The sequence below is a fragment of the Blastococcus sp. MG754426 genome (assembly GCF_021699055.1).
Taxonomy (GTDB): domain Bacteria; phylum Actinomycetota; class Actinomycetes; order Mycobacteriales; family Geodermatophilaceae; genus Blastococcus.
This window is the reverse complement of the sequence record NZ_SSXC01000114.1, coordinates 1-8,631: the sequence shown is the minus strand read 5'-3', so window position 1 is coordinate 8,631 and position 8,631 is coordinate 1. Positions and strand designations below refer to the sequence as shown.

The 8,631-nt window shown below is 77.8% G+C and carries 7 protein-coding genes and 1 pseudogene; 5 read left to right on the top strand and 3 right to left on the bottom strand.

What is annotated here, in order from left to right; translation table 11 throughout:
• Positions 1 to 80 precede the first annotated feature (80 nt).
• A complete protein-coding gene (locus E9549_RS21710; RefSeq protein ID WP_236828671.1) occupies positions 81 to 836 on the top strand; it encodes a hypothetical protein in 756 nt (251 codons plus the stop codon).
• Positions 837 to 962: 126 nt separating this feature from the next.
• On the opposite strand, the gene E9549_RS21705 is transcribed toward E9549_RS21710, so the two are convergent.
• Positions 963 to 1,616: a YqgE/AlgH family protein gene (locus tag E9549_RS21705; protein ID WP_236828670.1), complete on the bottom strand. Its 654-nt coding sequence runs from the start codon at positions 1,614 to 1,616 to the stop codon at positions 963 to 965.
• 97 nt (positions 1,617 to 1,713) lie between these two features.
• Here E9549_RS21705 and E9549_RS21700 point away from each other — a divergent pair, with 97 nt between their 5' ends.
• A complete protein-coding gene (locus tag E9549_RS21700; protein WP_236828669.1) occupies positions 1,714 to 3,036 on the top strand; it encodes an MFS transporter in 1,323 nt (440 codons plus the stop codon).
• Here E9549_RS21700 and E9549_RS21695 read toward each other — a convergent pair.
• Positions 2,996 to 3,946, bottom strand: a complete 951-nt coding sequence (locus E9549_RS21695; RefSeq protein ID WP_236828668.1) for a matrixin family metalloprotease — start codon at positions 3,944 to 3,946, stop codon at positions 2,996 to 2,998. The genes E9549_RS21700 and E9549_RS21695 overlap by 41 nt on opposite strands.
• A 45-nt stretch (positions 3,947 to 3,991) precedes the next feature.
• Positions 3,992 to 5,479 carry a CCA tRNA nucleotidyltransferase gene (locus E9549_RS21690; protein WP_236828667.1) on the bottom strand — a complete coding sequence of 496 codons (1,488 nt, stop codon included), beginning with the start codon at positions 5,477 to 5,479 and terminating at the stop codon, positions 3,992 to 3,994.
• A gap of 95 nt (positions 5,480 to 5,574) precedes the next feature.
• Here E9549_RS21690 and E9549_RS21685 point away from each other — a divergent pair, with 95 nt between their 5' ends.
• From E9549_RS21685 to E9549_RS21675, 3 genes and pseudogenes are all read left to right on the top strand, one after another.
• Positions 5,575 to 6,051 (top strand): NUDIX hydrolase, encoded by a 477-nt coding sequence (locus tag E9549_RS21685; RefSeq protein WP_091930860.1) that lies wholly within the window; start codon positions 5,575 to 5,577, stop codon positions 6,049 to 6,051.
• Positions 6,048 to 8,447, top strand: a complete 2,400-nt coding sequence (locus tag E9549_RS21680; RefSeq protein WP_236828666.1) for a DUF6049 family protein — start codon at positions 6,048 to 6,050, stop codon at positions 8,445 to 8,447. The genes E9549_RS21685 and E9549_RS21680 overlap by 4 nt, the downstream gene beginning before the upstream one ends.
• Positions 8,444 to 8,631 (top strand): annotated as a pseudogene (locus E9549_RS21675) (hypothetical protein); the annotation flags it as partial. The gene E9549_RS21680 and the pseudogene E9549_RS21675, both read left to right, overlap by 4 nt.

The following is an 8,631-nucleotide window of genomic DNA, read 5'->3' as shown; positions in this document are numbered from 1 at the left end:
GGCATGGGGTCAGCGTAGGCAGCCGGTCGCCCCGTCGCGTCGGGCCCGCTCCGGGGCGACCGGCTGCCTACGCTGACCCCATGCCCGCCCGCCGCCAGCTCGCCTCCCGGGTGGGCGCGGCCGGGCTGGCCCTCCTCCTGCTGGCCGGGTGCACCGACGGCGAGCGGCAGGCCGGGGAGCCGGTCACGGAGGAGGACGCCGCCGTCCTCGCCGAGCTGCTGCACCGCAACCACGAGGAGGGCGGCGCCGACTTCGTCGTGACCGCGCCCTTCGGCGACGACGCGGTGCTCACGCTGACCGGCCAGATCGACTTCCGGCGCGCGGTCGGCCAGGCCCAGGCGGTGACCACGGTGGCCGGCGAGGACCGGGACACCCGCACCCTCTTCTTCGACCGCGACGACCTCTGGGCCGGCGACGTACCCGGGCTCCCCGAGGCGCTGGCGGCCGCCGGGGCCCCCGACGCGACGTACCTGCGGCGGACGCTGTCGTCCGGTGAGCCCGAGCCGCCGCTGCTCGATCTCGTGGTGCAGGTCCTGCAGAACCTCGCCGCGGAGCGGCCCGACCGGCCCGCGGCCTTCCTGGACGGCCCGTACCGGTGGGAGGGGGAGCAGGCCGTCGACGGCCGGCCCACCACGGTCTACCGCCTCCGGGACGAGCGCTCCGTCGCGGTGGACGACGCCGATCGCACCCTGGTGCAGTACCGCACCCCGCTGGGCGCGGTCGAGGTGACGGTCACGCTCGCCGAGCACGGGAGCCGCCGGCTGGCCCTGCCGACGGCCGAGGAGACCGCCGAGGCCGCGGACCACGCGGAGATCGCCGAGGCGTTCGGCCTCTAGGGCGGGGGACGTCACCGCCTCACGAGAAGCGGGAAGGGGCGGCCTCTTCCCCAGACCGCCCCTTCCCGGGCACATTCCTACCAGACGACGCCGGTTCGCGCTGCCCGGCGCGTGCCGCGAGGGACGTCAGTTGACGGTGGGGTCCGCGGTGGCGGTGGAGAGGACGGCCAGCCGACCGCGCTGGCGGCCCAGCACCCGCCGCCAGAGCGCGGCACCGGAGAGGTCGCTGAGCACGTCACCGGGGCGGCTCGGCACGCAGGCCCACGCACCCTCGGCGATCTCCCCGGCCAGCTGGCCGGGCGACCAGCCCGCGTAGCCGGCGAACACCCGCAGGCCGGAGAGCTGCCCGGCGAGCGCGTCCGGCTCCCCGTCGAGGTCGACGAGGTGCACGTCGCCGGCCACGGGGCGCAGGCCGGGGACCGCGTCCCCGGGCGACGCCGTCGCCAGGCAGAGCGCCGTGTCGGTCTCGCACGGCCCGCCGACGTGGAAGACACCGGGCTCGACGGCGAGATCGCACCACCCGGGCAGCACGTCGCGGATCTCGACCTGGCTGGGCTGCCCCAGCACCACGCCGAGGGTGCCGGTGTCGGAGTGGTCGAGCACGTAGACGACCGCCCCGGCGAACGTCGGCTCGGTCAGCGCCGGCATCGCGACGAGGAGGGCACCCGCCCGCACGTCGTCCAGGCCGCCGACCGAGAGCGGGGGGACCGCACCGGCGCGACGGCGCCCGGTCGCGGGCCGCGCAGGCGGACCGGACTCGGGCTCGGGCGGAGGAGGCACCGGCGACATCCTTCTCAGTGTGCCCCACCTCGGCGCCGGAGGCCGCTGCCCCTCGCGCGGCGGCGGGGACGGCGGCTGCTGCTCGTAGGGTGACGGCGTGGCCGGGGCGGGGACGACGGTGCGCGGCCTGCTGGCGCGCCGCGACTTCCGCAGGCTGCTGGGCACCCGCCTGCTGTCGCAGGTCGGCGACGGCGTCTTCCAGGCTGCGCTGGCCGGCACGGTGCTGTTCAACCCGCAGCGCGCCGCCGACCCGGTCGACGTCGCCGCGGGCTTCGCCGTCCTGCTGCTGCCCTACTCCTTCGTCGGGCCGTTCGCCGGCGTGTGGCTGGACCGGTGGAGCCGGCGCCAGGTGCTGCTGCGCGCCAACGTGCTGCGCGCCGCGCTGGTGGCCGCGGTGGCCGCGCTGGTGCTCACGGGCGTGCAGGGGCCGGCCTTCTACCTCGCCGGGCTCGCCGTCTTCTCGGTGAACCGCTTCGTGCTCTCCGCGCTGTCCGCCGGGCTCCCGCACACGACCGACGAGCGGGCGCTGGTGACGGCGAACGCCCTGTCGACGACGGCGGGCGCCGTCGCCACCGTGGTCGGGGGTGGCGCCGCCCTGGCCCTCCTGCAGCTGACCGGGTCCGACGACGCCGGGTACGCGGCCGTCGCCCTCTCCGCCGCCCTGCCCTACCTCGCGGCCGCGGCCGTCGTCGCCGGGTTCACCCGCGCGTACCTGGGGCCCGACCACGTGGCCCGCACGGCGCGGCTGCCGGTGGGGGAGGTGCTGTCCGGCATGGTCGCCGGCGCCCGGCACGCCTGGGCGCACCCGCCGGTCGCCGCCGCGCTCACCGCCATCGGCCTGCACCGCGTCTGGTTCGGCCTGCTCACGCTCATGACGCTGCTGCTCTACCGGAACACCTTCGCCGACGAGGGGGGCGTGTTCCCCGGCGGCCTGGTGGGGCTCGGGCAGGTCGCCGCCGCGATCGCCGCGGGCACGCTCACCGGCGCCGCCCTGACCCCGCCGGTCGTGCGCCGCATCGGCACGGTGCCCTGGATCGGTGCCCTCCTCGCCGCCGGCGGGCTGGTCCAGGCCGCCCTGGGCCTGCTGCTGCAGCCCCCGGCGATCGTGCTGGCGGGCTTCGTCCTCGGCCTCCTGGGCCAGGGGGTGAAGGTCTGCGTCGACGCGACGCTGCAGGAGTCGATCGACGACGACCACCGGGGGCGGGTGTTCTCCGTCTACGACACCCTCGTCAACATCGGCTTCGTCGCCGCCCTCGTGGCCGGGGCGTTCACGCTGCCCGAGTCCGGCGTCTCGCGGCCGGCGCTCGCCGTCGTGGGCGCGGGGTACCTCGCCACGGCGCTGCTGCACGCGCGGATGACCCGCCGCGGAGCCGGCCCGGTCAGAGATCGGGGACGCAGGGCCCCCGGCCGAGCGCGCTGAGCCCCGCACGGTCGCCGTCGGCGAGGTCGGGCACCGTGGGCCGCGCCTCCGGGTACATCAGCTCGCGGTCGTCGTCCACGTGCGCGAGCCCGACCAGGTGCCCGAGCTCGTGCAGCACCACCGAGCGGAGGGCGGCCGCGCCACCGGGCCGGCTCAGGAGCTCCGGCGCCTGGCCGGCGTCCAGCGTCACCGTCCCGGTCACGTAGACGCGCGGGCCGTCGCCGAGGGAGACCGCGGTGCTGCCGGCCGCCCCGACGACGTCGCCCGCGAGCGTGGGGTCCTCGGCCTCGGTCGCCCAGCCGATGAGCACCGGGGCCCAGCGGTCCCCGTAGCGGTCGGGCTGGAACGGTGCCCGCTCCCCGCCCAGGGGCTCGTCGGTCGGGCCCTCGTGGACGAAGCGGAGCCCGGTCGCCTCGCCGATCCGGGCGACCGCCTCGTGCACCATGCCCTCGGTGCCCGGCGGCGCGCCGTCCGGGCGGAGCACGTAGCGGATCTCCCGGCAGGGGTCGTAGGCGACGGGCGTCACGCCGTCCTCCTGCACCGACGCGTAGGCGTGCGTGCCGGCGGCCGCCGGGGGCTGCGGGGCGCTGCCCAGCGGGGTCGTGGCGCCGGAGGGCGTCGGCCGGTCCGTCGGGCGCGCGGGGGCGAGCGGCTCCGCGGCGCCGGGCGCGACCTGGGTCCCGGCCCACGGCCACACCGGGGGGTCGGCCAGCACGGTCCCGGTCACCACCGCCGCGACGGCGAGCGGGACCACCCACCGGCCGCGGCGCCGGCGTCGTGGGCCCGGTGGCGGTGCGGCCGGCGCGGAGCTGCCGGCGAGCTCGTCGAGCACCCACTGCGGCGTCCGGCCGGTCGGGGACGCCGGCAGCCGCACGGGGTCGTCGGGGTGCTGCGGGTGCACACCTGTCATCTCGGCACCGCCCTCCCCCTCCTGGAGCCGGCCGCGGCGGAGGCGTCAGCCCTGGCGCTCGGCCCACCACGCGCGCAGCGCCGCCTCGGCCTCGTCGCGCTCCAGCGGACCGCGCTCGAGCCGGAGCTCCTTGAGGTGGCGCCACGCGGCGCCGACCTCGGGCCCCGGGCCCAGGCCGAGGAGCTCCATGATGGCGTTGCCGTCGAGGTCGGGGCGGACCCGCGCGAGGTCCTCCTGGGCGGCGAGCTCGGCGATCCGCTGCTCGAGCGAGTCGTAGGTCGCCGACAGCGCCGCGGCCCGGCGCTTGTTGCGGGTGGTCGAGTCCGAGCGCACGAGCTTGTGCAGCCGGGGAAGCAGGTCGCCGGCGTCGGTGACGTAGCGGCGGACGGCGGAGTCGGTCCACTCGCCGCGGCCGTAGCCGTGGAACCGCAGGTGCAGGAAGGTCAGCCGGGACACCGCCTCGACGACGTCCTTGGGGTACTTGAGCGCGACCAGCCGCTTGCGGACCAGCTTGGCCCCGACCACCTCGTGGTGGTGGAAGGAGACCCGCCCACCGGCTTCGTGGCGGCGGGTGGCCGGCTTCCCGATGTCGTGCAGCAGCGCGGCCAGCCGGAGCACGAGGTCCGGCGACGGCGCTCCCGGATCCGCCTTCTCCAGCGCGATCGCCTGGTCGAGCACGGTCAGCGAGTGGGCGTACACGTCCTTGTGCTGGTGGTGCTCGTCGATCTCCATGCGGAGCGCCGGCAACTCGGGCAGCACCACGTCGGCGAGGCCGGTGGCGACGAAGAGCTCGAGCGCCGCCCGGGGGGAGTCCTGCAGCAGGGTCTTGGACAGCTCGGCCTGGACCCGCTCGGCGGTGATCCGGCCGAGCTCGCCGGCGAGATCGGTCATCGCCCGCACGACGTCGTCGTCCGGGGTGAGACCCAGCTGGGCGACGAACCGGACCGCCCGCAGCATGCGCAGCGGGTCGTCGGCGAAGGACTCGACGGCGGGACCGGGCGTGCGCAGCCGCTTCGCCAGCAGGTCGCCGAGCCCGCCGAAGGGGTCGGTCACCGTGCGGTCCGGCCCCAGGGAGACCGCCATGGCGTTGACGGTGAAGTCCCGCCGGGCCAGGTCGTCGGTGAGCGAGTTGCCCCACGCGACCTCGGGGTTGCGCGAGGTGCGGTCGTACCGGTCGGCCCGGAAGGTGGTGATCTCGACCCGCACCCCGCCGAGGTCGGCCCCGACGGTGCCGAAGGCGATGCCGGTGTTCCACGTGGAACGGGCCCAGCCGCGGAGCACCTCGAGCACCTGCTCGGGCCGGGCGTCCGTGGTGACGTCGAGGTCACCGGGCGTGCCGGAGCCACCGGCGGCCGCGGCCAGCAGGGCGTCGCGCACCGAGCCGCCGACCAGGTGGGCCTCGAAGCCGGCGGCGGCGAACCGCCGGCCGAGCTCGACGAGCACGGGGGAGACGTCGACGAGCTTGCGGACGGTCTCCTGGACGGCCGGGGGCACCGGCGCGGGGTCGGGCCGGCTCGGCGGGGTGGCGGACACGACGAGCCAGCGTAGTGCGGGCGCGGAGCCGCCCCGGCCCGGCTCCGCACGAGCGGCTCCCGGAGCAGCCGCAAGGAGCGCGCTACCCTCCTGGCATGGCTGGTACGGGCGGGCGAGGGCGCCCGGGCCGCCGGCTGCGCCGGGTCGACGAGACCTCCGCCGGGGGCCTGGTGGTGGCCGACGACGGCGTGACCGGGCCCCGTGCCGCCCTGATCGGCCGCACGGACCGCCGCGGTCGCCTCCTCTGGTCGCTGCCCAAGGGGCACATCGAGGCGGGCGAGACCCCCGAGGACACCGCCGTCCGCGAGGTCGCCGAGGAGACCGGCATCATCGGCGAGGTGGTCGCGCCGCTGGGGATCATCGACTTCTGGTTCGTCGCCGAGGGCCGCCGCGTGCACAAGACCGTGCACCACTTCCTCCTGCGCGCGGTCGGCGGCGCCCTCTCCGACGCCGACGTCGAGGTCACCGAGGTCGCCTGGGTGCCGCTGGAGGAGCTCAGCACCCGGCTGGCGTACGCCGACGAGCGTGCCCTGGTCGAGCGCGCCCCCGGACTCCTGGCCGACAGCGCGTGACGCGGCCGGCTGCCACCCGAGCCGGTGGCCGCCCCGCCGCCGCTCCCGCCCGGCAGGGCACCGCCCGGCGCGCGGCCGCGCTCCTCCCGCTGCTCTCGGGCGCGCTCGTGCTCGGCGGGCCGCTCCTCGCCCCGGCGTCCGTCCTGCCCCCCGCGGCCGCGGCACCCGCGCCGAGCGCCCCGGACGGGGCCACCACCTCCGCCGACCGGCCGGTCCGCGTCGACGTGGCCCGCTTCGAGCCCCGCACGGTCACCCCGGGTGCGCTGATCACCGTCACCGGCACGCTGACCAACACCGGGCCGGACCCCATCACCGGGCTCACCGCCCGGCTGCAGCGCGGCGACGTCCTCACCGGCCGGCCCGACCTGGCCGACGCCGTCAGCGACCCCGACACCGCGACCACCGTCCAGCCCGGCTTCGCGCCGCTGCCCGGGGTGCTCGCCCCCGGCGGCAGCGTGGAGTTCAGCTACGCGCTCGACTCCGCCGAGCTGCGCCTGGACCAGGACGGCGTGTACCCGGTGCTGTTCAACGTCAACGGCACCGTGGACGGCGACCAGGAGCGCCGGGTCGGCGAGCTGGCCACCTTCCTCGTCCAGCAACCGGTCGTGCCGTCCTCGCGGACGACGGTGGCCTGGCTCTGGCCGCTGTCCGAGCCGAGCCACCGCGACGCCGCCGGCGGCTTCGTCGACGACGGGCTGGTCGAGGCGGTGCGCGAGGGCGGCCGGCTGGACCGCGCGCTGGCCGTGGTCGAGCGGCTGCCCGCCGGGCAGCCCGGGGCCGAGCCGGACGCGCCACCCGCCGCGCCGCTGCCGGTCACGCTGGCGGTCGACCCGGCACTCGTCGAGGAGCTGGCGCGCATGGCGGACGGGCCGTACGCCGTCGCGGGCGTCGCCGGCGCGGGGACGGGCACCGAGGCGGCACGGGCCTACCTCGACCGGCTGCGCGCGGTGGTGGCGACCCGGCCGGTGGTGGCGCTGCCCTACGGCGACGTCGACGCCGACGGGCTGCACGCCGCCGGCCTGCCCGCGGTCGTCACCCGCAGCCTGCCGGGGACGCCGGAGGGCACCGCGCACGACCCACCGGGGCCCCCGCCGGTCACCGGCGACCCGGCCGTCGACGGCGCGACGCCGCCCCCCGAGCCGGCCGCCCCGACCGGCACCGGGGCGGGGGCCGAGATCATCGCCGACGTCCTCGACGTCACGCCGATCACCGACCTGGCGTGGTCGCCGGACGGGTCCTACGACGCCGCCACCCTCGACACCCTGCGCGCCGGCGGCATCGACCGGGTCGTCCTGGGCAGCGGGGCGCTCACCGACGGGGACTCCGCCGTGGGCCTGGACGGCTCCGACGCCGTCGCCCGGAGCACCGTCGCGGTCGACGAGGGGGTGCTGGACGTGCTCGTCGCCGACCCGACGCTGAGCGCCGTCGTCGGCACCGCCGAGGTGGTGCAGGGCGGCCCGCGCATCGCCGAGCAGCGCTACCTGGCGGAGCTCGCGGCGCTGACCCTGCAGGCGCCGCCGGGGACCGAGCAGACGGTGCTCGTCGCGCCGCCCCGCGACGTCGACGCGGAGCTGGAGGGCGCCGGGGCGATGATCGCCGACACCGCAGGCCTGCCGTGGCTGCAGCCGGGCAGCGTGACCGGTCTCGGTGCCGCCCCGGCCGCCGACGCCGGATCGCTCGCCGACGCCGACCCGGAGACCGCGCTCGACCCGGCCGGGCTGGCGGTCCTCGGCGAGGCCGTCGCCGCGCGGGAGGAGCTCGCCGAGGCGATCCCCGTCGACGCCGACCTGGCGCTGCAGCCCTACGACGCCGGGATCGCCCGGGCCGCCTCGGTGCTGCGGCGGGACGACCCCGAGGAGTTCGCGGCGGCGGCCGCCGATGCGCGCGCCACCCTCGAGCGGCTCCAGGAGCGCGTCACCGTGGTCGCGCCGGCCGACGGCACCTACAGCCTCGCCTCGAGCGACGCGCCGCTGGTGCTGACCGTGGACAACCCCCTGCCCTTCCCCGTCGACGTCCGGCTGCAGGTCGCCCCCCCGGCCAACGGCGGGCTGGCCGTCGGTGACATCGGCGTGCAGACCCTGGCGCCCGAGCAGCGCACGACGCTCCAGGTGCCCACCGAGCTGCGGCGCTCCGGCGGGTTCACCGTCTCCGCGCAGGTGACGACCCCCTCGGGCGCCCCGCTGGGCGACCGCGTCGAGATGCAGGTGAAGAGCACCGCCTACGGGCCGATCTCCCTGTCCATCACCATCGGCGCCGCCTCGCTGCTCGCGCTGCTCTTCCTGCGCCGGCTCGTGCACTTCCTGATCCGGCGCCGCCGGGCGGCCGCGGCGGGCGACGGCGGCGCGGGGCCGTCGTCCCCCGGGCTCTCCCCTGCACCCACCCGGAGCCCGGTGTGAGCGACGAGTCCGGCGAGCGTCCCGAGGCGGAGGACGCCGAGCGTCCCCGCCCGCTGCCGCCGCCCTCGCCGCCGGCCCGCCCGGCACCGGGCCGCCGCAGCTGGGGTTCGCCCGCGCCGCTGCCGCCGGCCCCCTACCTGGCGACGCCGCCGAGCGACGCGGTCTTCGCCACGCCCCCCACCAC